This window comes from Photobacterium piscicola (assembly GCF_900166965.1).
GTDB lineage: Bacteria > Pseudomonadota > Gammaproteobacteria > Enterobacterales > Vibrionaceae > Photobacterium > Photobacterium piscicola.
Genome location: NZ_FUZI01000004.1, coordinates 28,175 through 47,164, shown reverse-complemented (window position 1 = coordinate 47,164; position 18,990 = coordinate 28,175). Strand labels below are relative to the sequence as shown.

General features: G+C 38.3%; 17 protein-coding genes. 10 read left to right on the top strand and 7 right to left on the bottom strand.

Annotated elements, in window-relative coordinates:
* Nucleotides 1–149 precede the first annotated feature (149 nt).
* On the bottom strand, nucleotides 150–2,237 hold the full coding sequence (fusA, locus tag CZ809_RS11695; protein ID WP_080157818.1) for an elongation factor G: 2,088 nt from the start codon (nucleotides 2,235–2,237) through the stop codon (nucleotides 150–152).
* Between the two features lie 408 nt (nucleotides 2,238–2,645).
* On the opposite strand from fusA, the gene CZ809_RS11690 reads away from it, so the two are divergent.
* From CZ809_RS11690 to CZ809_RS11680, 3 genes are all read left to right on the top strand, one after another.
* Entirely contained in the window at nucleotides 2,646–3,098 is a 453-nt protein-coding gene (locus tag CZ809_RS11690) for an RNA-binding S4 domain-containing protein (RefSeq protein ID WP_080157817.1), read from the top strand.
* A gap of 75 nt (nucleotides 3,099–3,173) precedes the next feature.
* Nucleotides 3,174–4,100 (top strand): M15 family metallopeptidase, encoded by a 927-nt coding sequence (locus CZ809_RS11685; RefSeq protein ID WP_370738020.1) that lies wholly within the window; start codon nucleotides 3,174–3,176, stop codon nucleotides 4,098–4,100.
* A 144-nt stretch (nucleotides 4,101–4,244) separates the two neighbouring features.
* Entirely contained in the window at nucleotides 4,245–5,153 is a 909-nt protein-coding gene (locus tag CZ809_RS11680; RefSeq protein WP_080157816.1) for an aldo/keto reductase, read from the top strand.
* A 66-nt stretch (nucleotides 5,154–5,219) separates the two neighbouring features.
* On the opposite strand, the gene CZ809_RS11675 is transcribed toward CZ809_RS11680, so the two are convergent.
* Nucleotides 5,220–6,548: a rhodanese-like domain-containing protein gene (locus CZ809_RS11675; RefSeq protein ID WP_080157815.1), complete on the bottom strand. Its 1,329-nt coding sequence runs from the start codon at nucleotides 6,546–6,548 to the stop codon at nucleotides 5,220–5,222.
* 232 nt (nucleotides 6,549–6,780) lie between these two features.
* Here CZ809_RS11675 and CZ809_RS11670 point away from each other — a divergent pair, with 232 nt between their 5' ends.
* Complete coding sequence (locus CZ809_RS11670) at nucleotides 6,781–7,800, top strand: META domain-containing protein (protein WP_080157814.1); 1,020 nt, start codon at nucleotides 6,781–6,783, stop codon at nucleotides 7,798–7,800.
* An 80-nt stretch (nucleotides 7,801–7,880) separates the two neighbouring features.
* Here the strand turns inward: CZ809_RS11670 and mobB are convergent, their stop codons facing one another.
* Nucleotides 7,881–8,405, bottom strand: coding sequence for a molybdopterin-guanine dinucleotide biosynthesis protein B (gene mobB, locus CZ809_RS11665; protein ID WP_080157813.1), 525 nt, complete (start codon nucleotides 8,403–8,405; stop codon nucleotides 7,881–7,883).
* A gap of 267 nt (nucleotides 8,406–8,672) precedes the next feature.
* Between mobB and CZ809_RS11660 the strand changes: the two genes are divergently transcribed.
* Together CZ809_RS11660 and CZ809_RS11655 are read left to right on the top strand one after the other, a co-directional pair.
* Nucleotides 8,673–9,164 (top strand): hypothetical protein, encoded by a 492-nt coding sequence (locus tag CZ809_RS11660; RefSeq protein WP_080157812.1) that lies wholly within the window; start codon nucleotides 8,673–8,675, stop codon nucleotides 9,162–9,164.
* 103 nt (nucleotides 9,165–9,267) lie between these two features.
* Nucleotides 9,268–10,404, top strand: coding sequence for an endonuclease/exonuclease/phosphatase family protein (locus CZ809_RS11655; RefSeq protein WP_306341424.1), 1,137 nt, complete (start codon nucleotides 9,268–9,270; stop codon nucleotides 10,402–10,404).
* A 41-nt stretch (nucleotides 10,405–10,445) separates the two neighbouring features.
* Here the strand turns inward: CZ809_RS11655 and CZ809_RS11650 are convergent, their stop codons facing one another.
* Nucleotides 10,446–10,901: a DUF2541 family protein gene (locus tag CZ809_RS11650; protein WP_080157811.1), complete on the bottom strand. Its 456-nt coding sequence runs from the start codon at nucleotides 10,899–10,901 to the stop codon at nucleotides 10,446–10,448.
* A 157-nt stretch (nucleotides 10,902–11,058) separates the two neighbouring features.
* Nucleotides 11,059–11,679 carry an AmmeMemoRadiSam system protein A gene (gene amrA, locus CZ809_RS11645; protein ID WP_080157810.1) on the bottom strand — a complete coding sequence of 207 codons (621 nt, stop codon included), beginning with the start codon at nucleotides 11,677–11,679 and terminating at the stop codon, nucleotides 11,059–11,061.
* Between the two features lie 371 nt (nucleotides 11,680–12,050).
* Between amrA and CZ809_RS11640 the strand changes: the two genes are divergently transcribed.
* The 3 genes from CZ809_RS11640 (at nucleotide 12,051) to CZ809_RS11630 (ending at nucleotide 14,787) form a co-directional block, all read left to right on the top strand.
* Nucleotides 12,051–12,368: a glutaredoxin domain-containing protein gene (locus CZ809_RS11640; protein WP_080157809.1), complete on the top strand. Its 318-nt coding sequence runs from the start codon at nucleotides 12,051–12,053 to the stop codon at nucleotides 12,366–12,368.
* Nucleotides 12,369–12,441: 73 nt separating this feature from the next.
* Complete coding sequence (locus CZ809_RS11635) at nucleotides 12,442–12,648, top strand: hypothetical protein (RefSeq protein ID WP_080157808.1); 207 nt, start codon at nucleotides 12,442–12,444, stop codon at nucleotides 12,646–12,648.
* A gap of 567 nt (nucleotides 12,649–13,215) precedes the next feature.
* Nucleotides 13,216–14,787 (top strand): BCCT family transporter, encoded by a 1,572-nt coding sequence (locus CZ809_RS11630; RefSeq protein WP_080157807.1) that lies wholly within the window; start codon nucleotides 13,216–13,218, stop codon nucleotides 14,785–14,787.
* A 109-nt stretch (nucleotides 14,788–14,896) separates the two neighbouring features.
* On the opposite strand, the gene CZ809_RS11625 is transcribed toward CZ809_RS11630, so the two are convergent.
* Entirely contained in the window at nucleotides 14,897–15,646 is a 750-nt protein-coding gene (locus tag CZ809_RS11625) for a 3'-5' exonuclease (protein WP_080157806.1), read from the bottom strand.
* Nucleotides 15,647–15,661: 15 nt separating this feature from the next.
* A complete protein-coding gene (locus CZ809_RS11620) occupies nucleotides 15,662–17,539 on the bottom strand; it encodes a DUF294 nucleotidyltransferase-like domain-containing protein (RefSeq protein WP_080157805.1) in 1,878 nt (625 codons plus the stop codon).
* 465 nt (nucleotides 17,540–18,004) lie between these two features.
* Here CZ809_RS11620 and CZ809_RS11615 point away from each other — a divergent pair, with 465 nt between their 5' ends.
* Nucleotides 18,005–18,928 (top strand): PfkB family carbohydrate kinase, encoded by a 924-nt coding sequence (locus tag CZ809_RS11615; protein ID WP_080157804.1) that lies wholly within the window; start codon nucleotides 18,005–18,007, stop codon nucleotides 18,926–18,928.
* Nucleotides 18,929–18,990 lie beyond the last annotated feature (62 nt).

Sequence of the window (18,990 nt, the reverse complement as noted above, 5' to 3'; positions counted from 1 at the left end):
AGGGGGGTTATCTAGTTATTTTAGCGGTAATTACGATCGTTATAATGCAAAAAAGCATGTTACGGGTGTAGTAGAGCAGAGGACAGATAAAAAATAACCCCGAGAACAAAGTCCTCGGGGTTAATGTATCACTTAGAGTAATTTAAAAATTACTTCTTAGCGTTACGTTCTTTCTGCTCAGCGATAACTTTTTCAGAAACGTTAGCAGGACATGGTGCGTAGTGTGAGAACTCCATAGAGAACTGACCACGACCAGAAGTCATAGTACGTAGAGTACCGATGTAACCAAACATTTCTGAAAGTGGTACGTCAGCTTTAATACGAGAACCAGTTACGCCAGCGATCTGGTCTTTGATCATGCCACGACGACGGTTAAGGTCACCGATAACATCACCAACGTGATCTTCTGGAGTAAATACGTCAACGTTCATGATTGGCTCAAGAAGTTGCGCACCAGCTTTAGGCATAGATTGACGGAATGCGCCTTTCGCTGCGATTTCAAATGCTACTGCAGATGAATCGACTGCGTGGAATGCACCATCAAGAAGCTCGATTTCAACGTCAAGAACAGGGAAACCAGCTAGAACACCAGTATCCATCATGCCCTTGAAGCCTTTCTCGATTGCAGGCCAGAATTCTTTAGGAACGTTACCACCAATTACTGATGATGTGAACGTAAAGCCTGAACCTACTTCGCCTGGTTTCATGATGTAGTCGATCTTACCGAACTGACCAGAACCACCAGATTGCTTCTTATGCGTGTAGCTATCTTCAACTGGCTTCGTGATTGTTTCACGGTAAGCTACTTGAGGTTGACCAACAATTAGGTCTACGCCGTATGTACGCTTAAGGATATCAACCTTAATGTCTAGGTGAAGTTCACCCATACCTTTAAGGATTGTTTCGCCAGTTTCTTCGTCAGTTTCAACTTGGAAAGATGGATCTTCTGCAACCATTTTACCGATCGCGATACCCATTTTCTCAGAACCGCCTTTATCTTTAGGCGTTACAGCAATTGAGATTACTGGAGTTGGGAAGATCATTGGCTCAAGAGTACACTCGTGCTTAACATCACAAAGAGTGTGACCAGTTTGAACGTTCTTCATACCAACGATAGCGATGATATCACCAGCTTGTGCTGAAGTAAGTTCGTTACGGTCGTTCGCTTGCATCTCAACCATACGGCCGATACGCTCAGTTTTACCTGTAGCAGAGTTAAGGATGGTGTCACCCTTGTTTAGCTTACCAGAGTAAATACGAACGAATGTTAGAGCACCAAAGCGGTCATCCATGATTTTGAATGCTAGCGCTTTGAATGGTTCGTCAACAGATACAGTTGCAACTTCGCCAGTTGGTTCACCAGTTTCTGGATCAGTTAACGGCTGTGGGTCTACTTCTGTTGGAGAAGGTAGGTAATCAATTACCGCATCAAGAACAAGTTGCATACCCTTGTTTTTGAATGCTGAACCACAGAACGTTGGGAAGAAAGTACAAGTACGAGTACCAGCACGGATACAACGCTTGATATCTTCGATAGAAGGCTCTTCACCTTCCATGTAAGCTTCTAGAAGATCATCGTCTTGCTCAAGAGCAGTTTCGATCATTTCTTCACGGTAAGCTTCAACGTCGTCAACCATGTCTTCAGGAACAGGTAGAACTTCGAAGTTTTCTGGAAGACCTGAGTCATCCCATACGAATGCTTGACGGTTTAGAACGTCAACAACACCAACGAAATCATCTTCACGACCGATTGGAAGTGTCATGATTAGTGGAGTAGCGCCTAGTACCTTCTTAACTTGATCTGTAACGCGGAAGAAATCTGCGCCCATACGGTCTAGTTTGTTAACGAAGATGATACGAGCAACTTCTGATTCGTTCGCGTAACGCCAGTTAGTTTCTGATTGTGGTTCAACACCACCAGAACCACAGAATACACCGATGCCGCCATCAAGTACTTTAAGAGAACGGTAAACTTCAACTGTGAAGTCAACGTGTCCCGGAGTATCGATAACGTTAAAACGGTGATCTTTCCAGAAACAGCTTACTGCTGCAGACTGGATAGTAATACCGCGCTCAGCTTCCTGTTCCATGAAGTCAGTTGTTGACTCACCGTCATGAACTTCACCAATCTTGTGGATTTGGCCAGTTAGCTTAAGGATACGCTCTGTTGTAGTAGTTTTGCCCGCATCAACGTGCGCGAAAATACCAATGTTTCTGTATTTAGATAAATCTGTCATTGTTTTTCTCTATAAACAATTACTGTCACATGTGAGGTCGCGGATTATAGCACTACTTGTGCTAATCAGAACATAGTCATGTGTAATAAAATAGTTATTCGCTTGCTTTTTGCCCTAGGTAGCATACCTGTTGACGAAGATCCGAGCAAATAACGGTGATAAAAACCAAGATTAGTCGAGGTTAGTTATTATTGTAAGCCCATTAAAGGATATTTTAGTGATATTTTAAGGTCACAATGTTGAATATGTGTTGTTATGAGGTGTCCATAAAAATGGACAAAACTGATTTTTTAGCGGGTTAGGCGTTAAAAAATAGTAAGTCAGTTGGAATTTGTCATTTGTTTCACTTTCTGTTTGTTAGTGAGGTAGAATTCAACTAAGTCCTGTTTTGTTATTTGAGTGTGCAAGATGTCTGAAGAAATAGAAGTAGAAGCACTGGAAGTGGAAGTCTCAGTTCAACCGATTGAACTGTATAAAGTGCTAAAGATTGCCAATTTAGTGAGTGGTGGTGGTGAAGCAAAGTATGCCATTTCTGATGGTTATGTTGCTGTTAATGGTGAAATTGAATTACGTAAGCGCTGTAAAATCTATGATGGTGACGTGATTGAGTTTAACGGTGAGTATTTTGTGGTTATTTGTGACCAACCAGTACAAGAAGCCGTCCCCCGCGATCAGCAAGCAACCAAAGTAACCCCTGCAGCAAAAGCGCCTAAAAAAGATAAAAAAGTACCAACAGCAAAAGCAAAGAAAAATAAATCGGCACCAGCGACCAGTAAAAACCGATCTGTAACCAAAAAAGAAGCACTAAAAACAGAGAATAAAGCAGACACTGCAACTGGACGTAAGCCAATAAGCTTTTAGATGATGAATTAAATGACAGAGGCGTGCGATTGCACGTCTTTTTTATTACTATTTTTTGAGATAGGACGAATTAGGATGATAACTGCTTCTCGTAATATGTGGGTTTCGTTATTTTTGTTTTCTGCTGGTGCGGTGACATTACCCGTTAATGCTGCTCAAATTAGTACGTTATCAACGGGAGAGTGCCAACTAATGACTAAGGCTGGCGTTATTTCGGTAACCGCGCCTGTGCCATGTCAACGATTGAGAAAAGTTACCTTTAATTACCGTGATTTTGCAGGTAAAGCACATACCAATGGAAAGTTAGTGGTAATGGATGCCGTAGCACCTTATGTGGGGAAAATTTTTGATGAATTATATAAAGAAGGGTTTCCTATTCATAAAGCGGTACCCATTGAAATGTATGATGGTGATGATACCCGTTCGATGACGGCTAATAATACTTCAGCATTCAATTACCGCCCGGTCGCCGGTAGCAATAGTTTATCGTTGCATGCCTATGGAGCGGCAATCGATATTAATCCATTACAAAATCCATTTGTGACTTTTGGTAGTAATGGCAATGTTAAATTTAGCCCAGTACAAGGGACGCGTTATGCAAATCGAGCTCAATATCGGTTTGGTAAACCTGACAGTCGAGGTATGGCTGAAACTGTGATTGCAATCTTTGCTCGTCATGGTTTTCAATATTGGGGTGGCTTTTGGGATTCACCGATTGATTATCAGCATTTTCAATTGACCAAAGATATGGCGTTAACCATGAGTAAAATGACGCCAGCTCAAGCAACATTGTTTTTTCAACGTTATGTTGCTTGGTATGACAGCTGTAGCAAGATGTACCCAACAGCATATAGCCACTATAAATTTAACGATTACGTCGAATACCTCAAGCATCAGTTATCTGTTAAGTCATTGCATACAGCCTATAGTGCCAACCCTCAACGGGTAATGGATGCAATTAAACTTCAGCCTGTACGTTCAGCTATTTGTGTAAAGCGTTAGTTGGCAAGGGGTTTATTGATAAGTTGTAATCTAAGTCATAGTTTTTAGTCTGCATACTTTGTTTTTAATTAATTCATTTGCGGCAATGATTTGAGGCTCTTAGGATGGTGAGTAATTCGTTTTACTCTTACAAAGGATGGTTCAATGGTTCGTCAGGTCACAATGGTTGCACAACAATTACATTTTTCAGAGTTAGTGCAAGGCTATTGGCGTTTAGCTGAGTGGGGTATGACTGCGCAACAACGATTATCCTTTATAGAGCAGCATCTTGAATTAGGGATCACAACAGTTGATCACGCTGATATTTATGGTGGCTATCAATGCGAGACGTTATTTGGTGAAGCTTTAGCATTAAAACCTAGTCTACGTCAGCAGCTACAGTTGGTGACGAAGTGTGATATTAATCTGTGTAATGCTAAATACCCTCAACGCCGTATTAATCATTACGATACCAGTAAGCAGCATATTGTTGAGTCTGTAAATAATTCATTGGCAAACTTGCGCGTTGACAATATTGACGTGTTATTAATTCATCGCCCAGATCTACTGATGGATGCTGATGAGGTTGCTTTCGCTTTTGCTGAGTTAAAACAACAAGGAAAAGTGAATCATTTTGGAGTGTCGAATTTTTCACCTGCTCAATTTGAGTTATTGCAATCTCGTTTAGAGCAGCCTCTGGTTACCAATCAAGTTGAAATTAATCCACTTAATTTTGAAGTAGCACATGATGGTACGCTTGATCAATTACAAATGAAGCGCATTCATCCAATGGCATGGTCATGCTTAGCTGGAGGGAGTATTTTCTCTGGTAGCTCTGAGCAACATGTTCGTGTACGTGAAACCTTAAGTGAAATAGCCGCTGAAATCGGTGCTGATAGTCTTGATCAAGTGATTTATGCTTGGATCAGATGCCTACCATCAAAGCCGTTAGCGATTATAGGTTCGGGAAATATTGAACGTGTAAGATCGGCTGTTGCTGCCCTTGATTTTTCATTGTCACGAGAGCAGTTTTACCGAGTATGGGTAGCTGCAAAAGGTCACGGTGTGCCATAACGGAATTTAAGAATGGCAGCTGCTATCGTGAATTAGGATCGTGATAGCTTGCTGCCATTGGTGTTGTTAGTGCACGTTAGCAGGAGTTATCGTCCCATCCGCGATAGGGTTATTTTTATTGGCACTCCATTGGTACCAACCACCATCGTATACGCTGATATTTTTCCAACCGAGAACATGCGCGAAAAAGAAGGCTTCTGATGCTCGCCAGCCAGTACCACAGAAAAAAGTGACATCTTGATGCGGTTTAATATTCCATTTAGCCCATTGTGCTGCAATTTCATTACCGCTTTTCATTGTTTGATCTGGGTTAAGAAAATCTTGCATATGGTAAGAATCAGAACCTGCGTGTCCCCATTTTGCGCCCTCAATACGTCCTTTGGGCTTAATATAATCATAGCCACTGGTCTCGCCAATATATTCAGGCCAGGTACGAATACTGACAACGGATTGTTTATCTGCTGGCATTTTTAATAACGATTTTACTTGAGCCGTATCGATTATATATTGAGGATTAGCTGGAATTGGCTTGCCAAATGCCACTGGTTTTTTATTGTAATTAGGTAAGTTCTCTGTGGGGTAATTCGCATTACTCCATGCTGTCCAACCGCCATTTAATAACCGTACGTCTTTAACGCCAGCATACATTAAGAAGTTAGCAAAACGTGCTGCCGACATATTGTTGCGTGCATACAGAATAACCGTGGTGTCATAACGAATACCAAGATTTGCAATGACTTTGGCTAATGCCGTATTACTGACTTTATTCCACCAAGGTTCTGATTCAATAGTATTGGTATTAACGTATAGCGAACCTGGAATATGATCGAGTAAATATTTTGCAGGTGGACCCCACTCAACTTCAACTACTTTATAACCATGTTTTGGTGCATAACGAGGATGTTTATTATTGATTAGCGCATATAGCCATGATGCAGGTACTAATTGTTGAAAATTAGGTAAAGCACTAAGTTTACCATGGTAGTGATTAAGTGACTGATCAATCGTTGTTATTGAGTGATAGCCTTGAGCTTGTAAAGCAGTCGTGAGTTGTTGGGCTTTATCTGTCGCGCAATATAAATAAGTCGGTAACGTCGATTTAAGGTGCTTTTCATGCAGCAGAGCTTGCAATGCAGAGGTATCTAATGTTTTTAGCCAGCTAGCGTCAATATTAACGGCACCTACAATATGGCCACCTTGCTGTTGTTGGGGTTCAGGCCAGCCGTTATAAAAATTACTGTCACGGCAATCAATAATTTGTAATGGTGTGTTATGTGCTTGCTGTTGAGCTAATTGCTCAAATGTTGCTGTGGTTGGCGATAATATCGAGGGCGCGGCAAAGAGAGAGCCAGAGGTCAATAATAGTGTAACCATAGCTGTTGTTTTAATGAGCATAATTAAATCAAATCACCTCAGTGATAGTTAAAAACAAGCGTGCATTCTAACTGCTTCAAAATGTAATACAATTGGAGTTCACTAATTTTTAAGCGACTTAATGATTAATACTCGCTAAAGAAGTGCTATATCCGTATTTGTGAGGAACTATTACGCAGGTTTTATGTCAGAAAAGTATTACGACATGATCTTATTATTAGACATTGATTTGAAGCATTAATGAGGAACACATATGAAACGTTTGCTCTCTGCATTTATAAGCTTATTAACGATTTATAGTTCAACGTTAATGGCAGCAGAGATGACAACAATAACCCCTGATGCAAGTTCACCTGCCTCCTCTAGCTTGATATTAACTTCAAAAACATCTTCTTTAACGGCAACGGCTCATTCATTCGATTATTCATTATCAGCATTACAACAGGCCTATTATCGTGGAATAGATGGTATTGATAGTACTATTCATTTGCAACAGGGCTTATGGGCTGGCGATCCTTATCAACCAGGGGGAAACGTCATGCCACAAGTGATGTTATTAGGTGATTTAAGTGCAATCGGTCAATTGGATGCTCATAAAGATCCTATGGCGGTAGTACTGTTAAATTATTCTCCTGGTGGAAGTGGTCAATTTTTATATTTAGCTATAATGGCTTATCAGCATGGTAAATTAGTTAACATTGCGACTCAATATGTGGGCGATAGGGTACGCGTTAAAGATTTAACGATTAAAAATAACGCTCTAATTTTAGATGTTATTCAAGCTGGAAAACAAGATCCTGCGTGTTGTCCTGGGGATATTGCGCGGCGAATTTGGCATTTAAATCATAATAAATTGGTTGAGGTTCCGAGTAATCAAGCCATTGTTAGATTAACTCCAGCAATATTAGCTAATACGGATTGGCGTCTTGAAAGTTGGCGCTATGGTGATCCTGTCACTGACGACAGTAAAATTAGCTTGCGTTATATTAATGGCCATTTTGTTGGTATGGTCGATTGTAATAATTATACCGTTACGGTGAACGCACTATTACGACCAGGTTTTATTGATGTATTAGAACAACATGCGGCAATTACGAATCGTAAATGTGATGACCCTTTATCAGTACATCGTCAAAAGCGTTATTTTGAACAGTTAGCTAATGTGACTCAGTTTACGTATTTTGCAGGGAAATTGGCGCTCACTTATCGGCATGATAACCATGTTGGAGTGATGATCTTTGCTGCTAAAAAATACAGTCGTAATATCAGTTAGAAAATAAATTAAATACAAAAATACCGCCATTTAGCATATCTCAGTGGCGGTATTTTTATATCGATATTATTTGTTGATAGTTATAGTGCCAACCATTCAATAATAAATTGGCAAATATTCTGAGGGTTATTTAAATCTAGCTGTGGTAATGCACAGTTTGCAGGTGCTGGCTGATCACTGGCAAAGGCTAAAATTGTATTGTCTGTAGGATAGAGCAGAGGTTTACCGTAACTTGGGCGATGAATCTCTATTTTTGGAAAGGGTTGGTCACGAAAGCCTTCAATTAAAATAAGATCTAATAGATCATGATTAAGTTGGCTTAGACAATGATTTAATTCAGGATCTTGGCGTTCTGCTTGTGGGTATTCAAAATACAGCATGTGGCGAGATTTAGTGGCAAGTAAGGTTTGACTACAACCCGCATGACGTAAACGGTAGCTATCTTTTCCTGGTGTGTCTGGATCAATATCATGATGGCTGTGTTTGAGTAACCCTATTTGTAAGTTGTGTTGTTTAAGAAGAGGGATCAGTTGTTCAAGAAGTGTCGTCTTTCCTGAACCACTAAAACCAGCGAAACCAAGTATAGGTGTAGGTGATGTAATCATTATGAGACCCGTTGATATTGATTCTTTTGCTATTATATACCTAACAAAAGTGAACACCTATCTACAGAGTGTATTTATTGATATATAAGGGATTTATTTAAATAAACTTAATTCTTTCTTAGTTGCATAAAAACAAAACTCCTATTTTTTGGTAATTATTATGTAACTGTCTACATTTAATTTGTATTGAGTTTATTGTCATTAATAAGTGCTACAAAAATCATAAATGCGACAATTAATATAATCTTTCCTAAGCGGGAGTGTGTAATGTGGGCGACGTTAGATTTTGAAGCATCAGGACTCTCCGAATTTTCTTATCCAATAGAGGTAGGTTATTCATTACCAAGTGGTGTTGATAATAGTTTATTAATTAATCCATTATCAGCGAGTGATGAGTGGGTGCATTGGGATACCTTTTCAGAATCACACATTCATGGCATTACACGCGATGAACTAGAGCGAGATGGCAAACAAGTTGTCGATGTTTGCCAGCATCTTAATGCTGTTTTAGGGCAGTATGAATTGGTGTTTTGTGATAGTGAGTGGGATTTATTTTGGTTAGGTCGGCTATATCATGCCGCTCATATGCGGCCGTCATTTATGCTGACAGAAATTTGTTGTTGGTTAAAACAACATAATGGTATTGATCGTGCGTGTTTTCAATTAGCTCTTGATCGCCAAGGTTCCGTTAAACATCGAGCAAGTTATGATGCTAAACAGATTCGGTTAGCATTGAATACGGTAATAGGTAATAGGTAATAGGTAATCTGCTTTATTTATAAATTTGGTGTTTATTATTGGCGGTATAGTTAATGACGATTACAATGCTCAGCATAAAAGCATATGTATATGAGAATTTTGAGTGAAATCTGCGTCTAATCGTAATCAATCACTGCGTGTGGCAATGTTTAATATTTCGATGTCAGACAGTGAACCGGGAAAAATATTAGCATTAACAGCAAATCCTAATATTACTCGTTTACAGCGTCTCGCAGCCACTATTCAACATGTCGCACCTGATGTGATATTGTTGTGTGAGTTTGATCATCTCGGAGAAGGGGGAGACGATGGTGCTTTGGCTCACTTCTGTGATAATTATTTAGCGGTTTCTCAATATGGGCAGGAGCCTATTGAGTACCCATACCATTTGTGCCCAGCAACCAATACAGGTTTATTAACAGAGCTTGATCTTAATCAGGACGGTATGATTTCATTGCCAGCTGATGGAATGGGATTTGGACATTTTCACGGTAATTTTGGTTTTGTATTATTATCTAAATACCCTATTCAAGATAATAATGTCCGTTCATGGCAACATCTGCTGTGGAACACTATGCCAAACGCATTGATTCCGCGTGATTTTTACAGTCCTGAAGCGGTAAGTATATTGCGGTTATCGTCTAAAAATCACCTTTGTGTACCAATACAAATCGAGCAACAAGTAATAAACCTTGTATGTTGTCATCCGACGCCCCCTGTTTTTGATGGACCTGAACGTCGTAATGCTAAACGTAACCATGATGAGATCCAATTAATTTGCGATATTATTGATGACGCTGATTATTTAAAAGATGATATAGGCATGGCTGGTGGGCTACATTCTGAGCAGCCGTTTGTAGTGTTAGGTGATTTAAATGCTGATGTTATTGATGGCGATGGTTTAAAAACACCCATTAAATACTTGCTTAATCACCCACGGATCCATCAACAGGTAAGCCATGGACCATTGACACCTAAAAGTGTCGGTGGATGTGAACATCGCCCATGGCAGCGACGTAAAGGGCGTAATAATGAATGGACGCATTTAGGTGGCATGCGTTTAGATTATGTTTTGCCATCATCTAATTTAACGGTAGTTAAAAGCGGTGTATTTTGGCCTGAAAAAGATCACCCATTACGACAATTAATGCTCGATGAGAAAGGGCGAGAAAAACCTACCGCCGGGTCTGACCATCGACTTGTTTGGGTAGATATAAAACTGACTAAACCAGCATTATAATAAAAGCGGAACAATAACGATTGTTCCACTTTATATCTGTTTTATTTATTGGTTTCAGTCGATTTTTTTGCCCAAATTTCAAGCTTGGCTTTTTTTGTTACACCCGCTAAATTTAGCGTTGCATTACCGATACTGTTATATGTCAATTCAATCGATTTTATTTTATTTTGATCGCGATCAAGAGACATTGCGCGTGTAGAACTATTACTCGTGAGTAATCCTAATGTCGATAGTTTTTGAACATGGCCATCGGCATAATTAACTTGAATAGAATCTATTTGTACCGAACCTTGAGTGCAGGTTAATTTAAGAGAATCATAATGGTTTGAATTAAATAGTGAATTGATTGTTATTTTATCAGTATCTGTTTGAAAGTTAGCTGTTTTAGTTGCTAGCTTAACCCAACCATTAGTGGTTTCTTTGGGAGTACTATTACAGCCACTTAGTGTTATTAATAGAATAAATCCGGTTAAAAATGGATATAAAAATTTACGCATAAAACCCCATTAAAGTCATAATAAAATACAGCGTGTATTTTTAATTAAAGTTGAATTTACGTAAAGTATGCCATATTTTATGAGTGTAATGTTATGGCAATGATAAAATGACTAAATATTTTAGTCATTTTATATTGATACTATTTTACATGATTGCTTAAAAATATTTACCGCGGATAGTGTTGAAATTCTCTTTAAGTGCGCAGGTAGTAAATGTTTTAATTACCATAGTGTCAGACCAATAATTAGCAGACCAACCGGCTTTTTGTTTGAGTAATTGTATAAATTGAGGGGTTGATAACCCTCGACGCCAAGCACTAGGTAATACAATTGTTTGTACATGTCGATCTGTCAGCAGTACACCTTGCTTGTTATGAGATAAATACTCGGCTAATTCAGCTTCAGTAGTGAATGGCTGTATAACTAACGGCGATAGTACCTCTACCTCAATGCTTAAATCATCAAGTTGATCTTCTGCTAGAGGCATAAAGCGGCGATCTTCATAAGCACTGCCAATGGCTTTATTGTGCATTTCTAATATTAAAGGTTTAGTCGCAATTGTAGAGCCAATACAGCCTTGCAGTTGACCTTTGACTTCTAATGTTACAAAGCATGCTGCAGGTTGCAGCATTTTACGCGTATAGTGCTCAAGTTTAGGTGCTGATGTTGAAATTGCTTTTTCTGAAAAATGACCTCGAATGGCGTCACGGGCAATATCCAATAGCTGCGTAAGTTCACCTTTATTGTATGTTTGATGTGTGACAGCTGAAATATCCACCAGTGTTCTCCTTTTTGAATCTTATGAATTATCAATACGTCCGTATATAAATAATGAATGTCGAAAACGTGTATTTATAAAATATTGGCAGTGATAAAAAATGTTTTATAGGCAATAACTTATTTCTATATCTGATTAATATCATCTATTTTCATTGATTATTCAATATGTGCTTAAGTAAAAAGTGTTAACTTGTTTGTCAAACTTATGCTGTTTGTAAGTTTTCTATCTGAGTGTTATTAAATTGCAATAATTGAGTGATATTTGTACTTTTTTGATTGTTTTTGGGGTTGTGCTGTTTATAGATTTTACTCGTAACGTAGATTGTTTTATCGTTAATGCCATTTTTAATACTGAAGATAGATAAGTCTATGAATAGCGACCATGGTTTGACGATTGAACAATTAAGTGAATACAAAAATGTAATCATTACTCAGCCTAATTGCCCATATTGTGTAAAAGCAAAACTACTATTGGATCAGCAAGGTACTGAGTATTCAACATTAGTATTAGGTCAAGAGTTAACAAAAACCGTTATGGTGGATTTTATTCAACATATTGCGAATGTTAGCGTACGTACAGTGCCACAAATTATTTTAGATGGTCATTACATTGGCGGGCATGACGATTTGGTTGCCTTTCTTGAGCGTCAGGTAGATAAGACTAGTTTTGATGATTTTGAGTTATAAAATTACCATCATATAGTTATCAAAGAGGGGGAGAAAGCTTCCCCTTTTTATATTAATCTTAGAGTAATAGACGATGAAATTAGATTTTTCGCAATTAAATAAACAAACTAAACAGTCATTTAGTGACCAACATGCGGTGATAAAAAAAGTGATGCAGGGTAAAGTTGTGGCTTGTGAACAATGCAGACAACCATTGGTACTTATTACACCTGAACAGAGTGAAAAACCAGGTATTGGTTGTTTAAAAGGGTGTACTTTTATCTCACTTGAGTTTGCTTAATCGCGAATATTCGTCGTGATTCATGTCTTTATTGGTCAAAAAATAACCTAAATTGATTGATTTTTGAAAACTTACTAATTAAATATATGTTGTTTTTAGGTCGTCTTCTTCTATCAATAAGCTTTATTATTTACTGCAAAAGCGATTAGTCAATTATGGGCTTCTTCATTTTTATAAAATAGTAAGTTAACACCCATATTCTTTGTTTCTTTGTATTGATAATGGTTTCTTTTATTTTTGGTAAATATTATTTCTAATTCATTGATTAAAAATAATAAAACCTAATGTAATTTACTATAATCACTTATAAAAAGTAGTTAAAAATTTCAAATGAACTAAAGTTGTAGCAATAGATGGTTAGAGTACGAAAGAAAAAACTATTGTTGCGACTAAAAATAGTCAATGTAATTGCTTTATTTTAGGCTGAAAATCAGCCATTTTAGGCTATTTGGTTGTTTTGTCTCTCTATTGACAGTTCTTGTCTACTAGTGGTTATATAATGGCGCTTTAATTTTTATTTACATGACTAAATATTATGATTGGGGCGATATCTAACAGGACGTAATAATGAGTAAACACGATAAATATAGTATAAATAATACGGATTACACGATTGGCCAAGATAATGTCCAAAAGTGGGGATTCGATGTACATAACGCCGTTTTTGGTGTGAGCGCTGGATTAATAGTCATTTTTTTAGTTGCGATTTTAATTTCAGATCCAGCCACCGCAAAAGCAACATTAGACAGTGTAAAAGGTGCCATTGTTAACCAATTCGCCTCTTTATTTATTTGGGCTGGTAATTTCTTTGTCTTCTTTTGTTTAGCATTAATTGTTTCACCGTATGGACGTATCCGTCTCGGCGGTAAAGATGCTGAAGCTGAGCATACAACATTATCATGGCTATCAATGCTATTTGCCGCAGGTATGGGTATTGGCTTGATGTTTTGGAGTGTGGCTGAACCTGCTGCATATTTCACAGGTTGGGGCGGTTCAACACCTTTGAACGTTACCCCTGAAACACCTGAAGCATTTAAAGTCGCGATGGGTGCAACCATGTACCATTGGGGTCTCCACCCTTGGGCTATTTATGGTGTTGTTGCCTTATCAATGGCATATTTTGCTTACAATAAGGGATTACCACTTTCTATTCGCTCTGTGTTTTATCCTATTCTTGGTGATCGCACTTGGGGTTGGGCTGGCCACATCATCGATATTCTTGCTGTATTGGCAACACTATTTGGTTTAGCTACGTCATTAGGCTTAGGCGCACAACAAGCGGCAAGTGGTATTAATCATGTATTTGGTACTCATGGCGGTTTAGAACTGCAAATTGGTATTATCATTGTAGTTACTTGTGTCGCTATTTTTTCTGTAGCGAAAGGTATCGATTCAGGTGTTAAATTACTCAGTAACATTAATATGATGGTTGCTGTTGTCTTATTAATATTTGTTGCACTGGTTGGTTTTGCTATTTCTATTGATACGATTCCAAAAACAGTAATGGGCTATATTGAAAACTTTATTCCGCTAAGTAACCCTTATGATCGTACTGATGAAAAATGGATGCATGCTTGGACGGTTGTTTACTGGGCTTGGTGGATTTCATGGTCACCATTTGTAGGCTCATTCATTGCGCGTATCTCAAAAGGTCGTACTGTTCGTGAATTTTTAATTGCAGTATTGATTATTCCAACAGTAGTAACGATTGTTTGGATGTCAGTATTTGGTGGCCAAGCTATTCACCAAATTATGGATCATATTGGTACATTAGGTACTAAAGGTATTACTCAAGTACCATTAGCGATGTTTGAAATGTACGACGCATTACCATTTGGTACTATTTTATCGTTCATTTCAGTGATTCTAATTCTGGTGTTCTTTGTAACATCATCAGATTCAGGTTCATTGGTAATCGATAGTATTACCGCTGGTGGTAAAGTTGATAACCCTGTTGCTCAACGTATTTTCTGGGCAGCCGTTGAAGGTGTTATTGCTATTGCTTTATTATGGGTCGGTGGTACTCAAGCTATTGAAGCATTACAAGCCGGTACGATTTCGACAGCATTACCGTTTACATTTATTTTATTACTTATGTGTGTCAGTTTATTGATGGGCTTTAGGACTGAGCGTAAATAGCCTTTTCGTTCATTCGTTGTAATAAAGTTAATGTTATAAAAAAAGCAGCCATTCAGAATATTTACTGAATGGCTGCTTTTTTATGGAAAGAGAATAGAAAAGGTGTTGTTTATTCCCAAAGGTATCCAATAGGTGTCTCAGGTGTAAAATGATAAGCGATTTGTGCTTGAAGTAATTCAGCAGTCGCTAAAGAATCGGTTAGCGCATGATGTGGCTGATAGGCTGGAAGGCCATAACGGGAACGGCATTTACCTAGTCGTACTGAACCTGGGCGTTTACCTTTTAATTTATTCCACAAACCACTAATTTGTTGCTGCTGAATGGTTGCTTCAATAGCTAAAGTATCAACAACTGGAAATTGAATTCCTTCGCCTAAACGAATGTCTAAGGCGCGATCCATAAATTGGCGTTCAATATTTTTATAATGAACGACAACCACTTTTCCAGCCAAAGCGTCTAGCACTGATTCAAGGATACGGCGTAAGTCAGGTGCTTGTTGCACATCAGAGTGGGTAATACCATGAATAACAACCGAGTCTTCTTCTAATTTTACCTTAGGTTTTACCACCCAGTGTTGCGATTGGCGGCAATAAATACGGTGTAAGTCAAAAGGGACTAATCCTATACTAACAATGTCATCTATTTCTGAGTTGAGTCCTGTTGTTTCAAAGTCGAGAGCAACAAAAGGCACCTCACTCAGTGGCGTATCTTCAGAGACAATACCTGTCTCATAATAAGATTTAATGCGGCTATCTTGTGCTTCTTGCGCTAATGTTTTAAAACGTAAATGCCAGTCTGGTACTGGCATATTACGTGTAAAGTGTGCAGAAGTAGGTTGTTTTGATCCGTGATGAAACATGAACGGCTCTTTTTATTATCGGGCTGATTGATAGCGAAACTTCACAAAGTTTTGCGCTTTACTCAATATCTGGAATGCGTCTTTTAAATTTCTACGTTCAAAATCAGACATATTTTCAGGCTCAATGCTGTTATCTGGCTCAATACCTGCTTCAATATCTAATGCTTGGTGGCGAATACGCACTAAAGAAATGTATTCCATTGCATCACGTAAGTCTTGTGCTCGACCTGGCGGTAAAATACCGCTATCGATAATATCATCAAGACGTTCAAGTGAGTTTTGTGAACGAGAACCGACCGCAAGTGCATGGACACGAATTAAATCAGCTAATGGTGCCGTACCACGGCGCTTTAGGTTGATTGAGTTATTATGTCGACCATCTTTTTCCATAACAAAATCTTTAAAAAATCCCAATGGAGGGGTGCGGTTTAAAGCGTTACGTGCAAGACAGGACAAGAAACGAGAGCTATTTCGTGCTCGACGAACAATGAAGCCATTTAATTGTTTGGCCCATTTAGTTTTGCCCCATACACCACCAAGATCAAAAAAGATTGAGCTGTTAAGTAATGCGACTGGCTTAGGGTTATCAATCCATTCAGCGAAACAATCTTCCCATTGTTGACGCGTTTTACGCCATTCTGGGTTGGTTGCCATAATATCGCCAGTACAATAGGTATAGCCACATTCAGCTAATCCATCACAAACAAATTTAGATAGTTGCTCAAAATAAGCATTATGTTTGTCATAATTGAAGTTGTTATCAAGAATGATAGCGTTATCTTGATCGGTCACAATCAGTTGTTCATCACGTGCCATTGAACCGAGAGCAAGAAAACAATAAGGCACAGGGGGGGGGCCATATTTTTCTTCTGCAAGTTCAAGTAGACGTTGTTTAAAGCTACGCCCGATTTCAGCCATCGCGCTACCAATCATATGAGAGTTAGCATCTTCATTGACCATTCGTACAAAACAATCTTTAACTTGAGTTGAGAGAACAGCTAATTCTTCTACTGATTGTTGCTGATAAATGCTGCTGACGAGTAATAAGCTATTTTGTGATTCATAGCGCACAATGTCAGAGACACTAATAATACCCACTGGATGTTTATTGCGCATGACGGGTAAGTGATGGATGTTAGAGCGTAGCATGGTTAACATGGCTTCAAACACATAAGCATTATGATCAAGAGTAATTGGTTCTGCTGACATTACTGTCGAAACAGGCTCGGCGGTTGAGACACCAAGCGCTAAAACGCGGGTACACAAATCACGATCAGTAATAATGCCAACGATTAAGTCATTATCATCATCATCGTCAGTGATATTTTCATCACAGATGAGCAGGGCAGAGATCCCTTCTTCTGCCATTGTTTGAGCGGCAACTTGAATGGTTGCATTTTGATCAAGGATCACCGCATCACGTGTGAGTAGGGTGCGCACTTTTGATGTGGTTAAGTCATTTTCATCATTTTGACGTGATACTGCATGCCGTAGACGAGAGCCATCATCGACTTCAACAAAGTCGGCAAAACTATCATAATCGTCACAGAGTTTGGTAAAAAGAGTACCTGGCACGCAATAGAGTAGGGTGTCTTCTAATGCTTTGGCTGGCATTCTTACGCGATTATTCATTAATAATCCCATTTGCCCAAAAATATCACCTTCATCTAGACGGTTATATAATTCCCCTTTACGGCGATAAACTTCAACAGCACCACTACGAATAAGAAATAAATCATTAATGCTATCACCGAGATTTAAAATCATACTGTCTGCGCGGTGATAAGCCACTTCAATTTCGATTGCTATTTCATTCAATTGTTCTTCTGGTAGCAAGTCGAAAGGTGGGTATTGGCTGATAAAATTAAGTATTTCTGTTTGTTCTGCTTCCATATCTCAGTCCATATCAATAAAAAACAGGAGCAAGGCTCCGCAGATAATAATTAGAGAGCGATAGATCTTATTGGTACTTAAATAGCCTATCACTCTTGGAATTGTAACCTATGCCAGAGTGGAAATCACATATTGTTAGTATTAACGATTACAGCTGTAATTGTTAATACTAATATTTATTGATAAGTAAGCATTGATGATTATTTGATATTGTCAATCAATAGCCCCTAGTGATTTAAGAGATACTGATCATAAATATAAACATTAATGAGTAGCATAAAATAGTGCCAAAATATTAATAATTAGGGATATTTTGTTATTATTAAATAAGCCCTATTATCATCTAAAAAAAACTTAAATCTAGAGTATTGTGAGGGTAGAGATAAAACGGAATGTATTACGCTTTTAATGAGTCAATGTTAATCGGCGTATTATTATTTATCGCTATCTCTAGCGAGGGAAAATATGAAGATTGTTTTTTTTGGGGAAGCATTAGTTGAGCTTAACCATTCACCTCGATATCAAACATATGGTGGTAATGTGGTTAATCGAGCTTTATATTTGGCTCGATTAGGCGGTTCGCGTGCTATTAGTGTTAGTTATGCGACATGTATTGGTATTGAAAAAATATCAATGAGCATGCTGCAATGTTGGCAACGAGAAAATATTGATACAAGCTTAGTAAAATGTTTAGCAACAAAATTTCCTAATTTATGTTTTATTGAAACAGATAGCCATGGTCTGCAACATCATCATTATTGGAATAAAGATAATGCGATGCGATATTATTTTACTTATGGCCCAGCATTATTAAATCGAGCCCTGACGAATAATGATTATGGAGCGATTTATATAAGTGGTAGTAGCATTGCGGCTTTGACTGATGATGATAAAACATTGCTATTAAGTTTACTTGAAATACATAAGAGAGAAGGCGGTAAAGTTTACTTAGATAATAGTTTCCGTGCTGATCTTTGGTCAACGAAACAAGCACAGTATTGGTATGAAAAACTATTTTCTTATGCTGATATCGCGTTTGTTGATTTAAATGATGAAATGAGAATTTGGGGAAGCTCACGTTATTTAACTCAGCGTTATATCAAATGGGGTTGTCGCGAGGTTGTATTTAAACAAGCGAATAGAACAGAATGTACGGTGTGCAGTTTAGTGATTCGTTCTGATGCACTATTACGGGTCGCAAGTATCAAGCTAGCGGTGCAGTATGGCGATCAGATAGTAGATAATGCTTTTGTTGCTGGTTACCTTGCTGCTCGAATTAACCAACAATCGATTTCACAGTCATTATTGTTGGCACAAAAACTCAGTCATCGAGTAACAACATGTTCTGATGCGATTATTCCGTCTGATTCAATGCGCGATATTATGTAGATAGATAATTCATTGTGCAGCATGTGATCGGAATGGCTTGTTTTGTATGTAAAATAATCAAA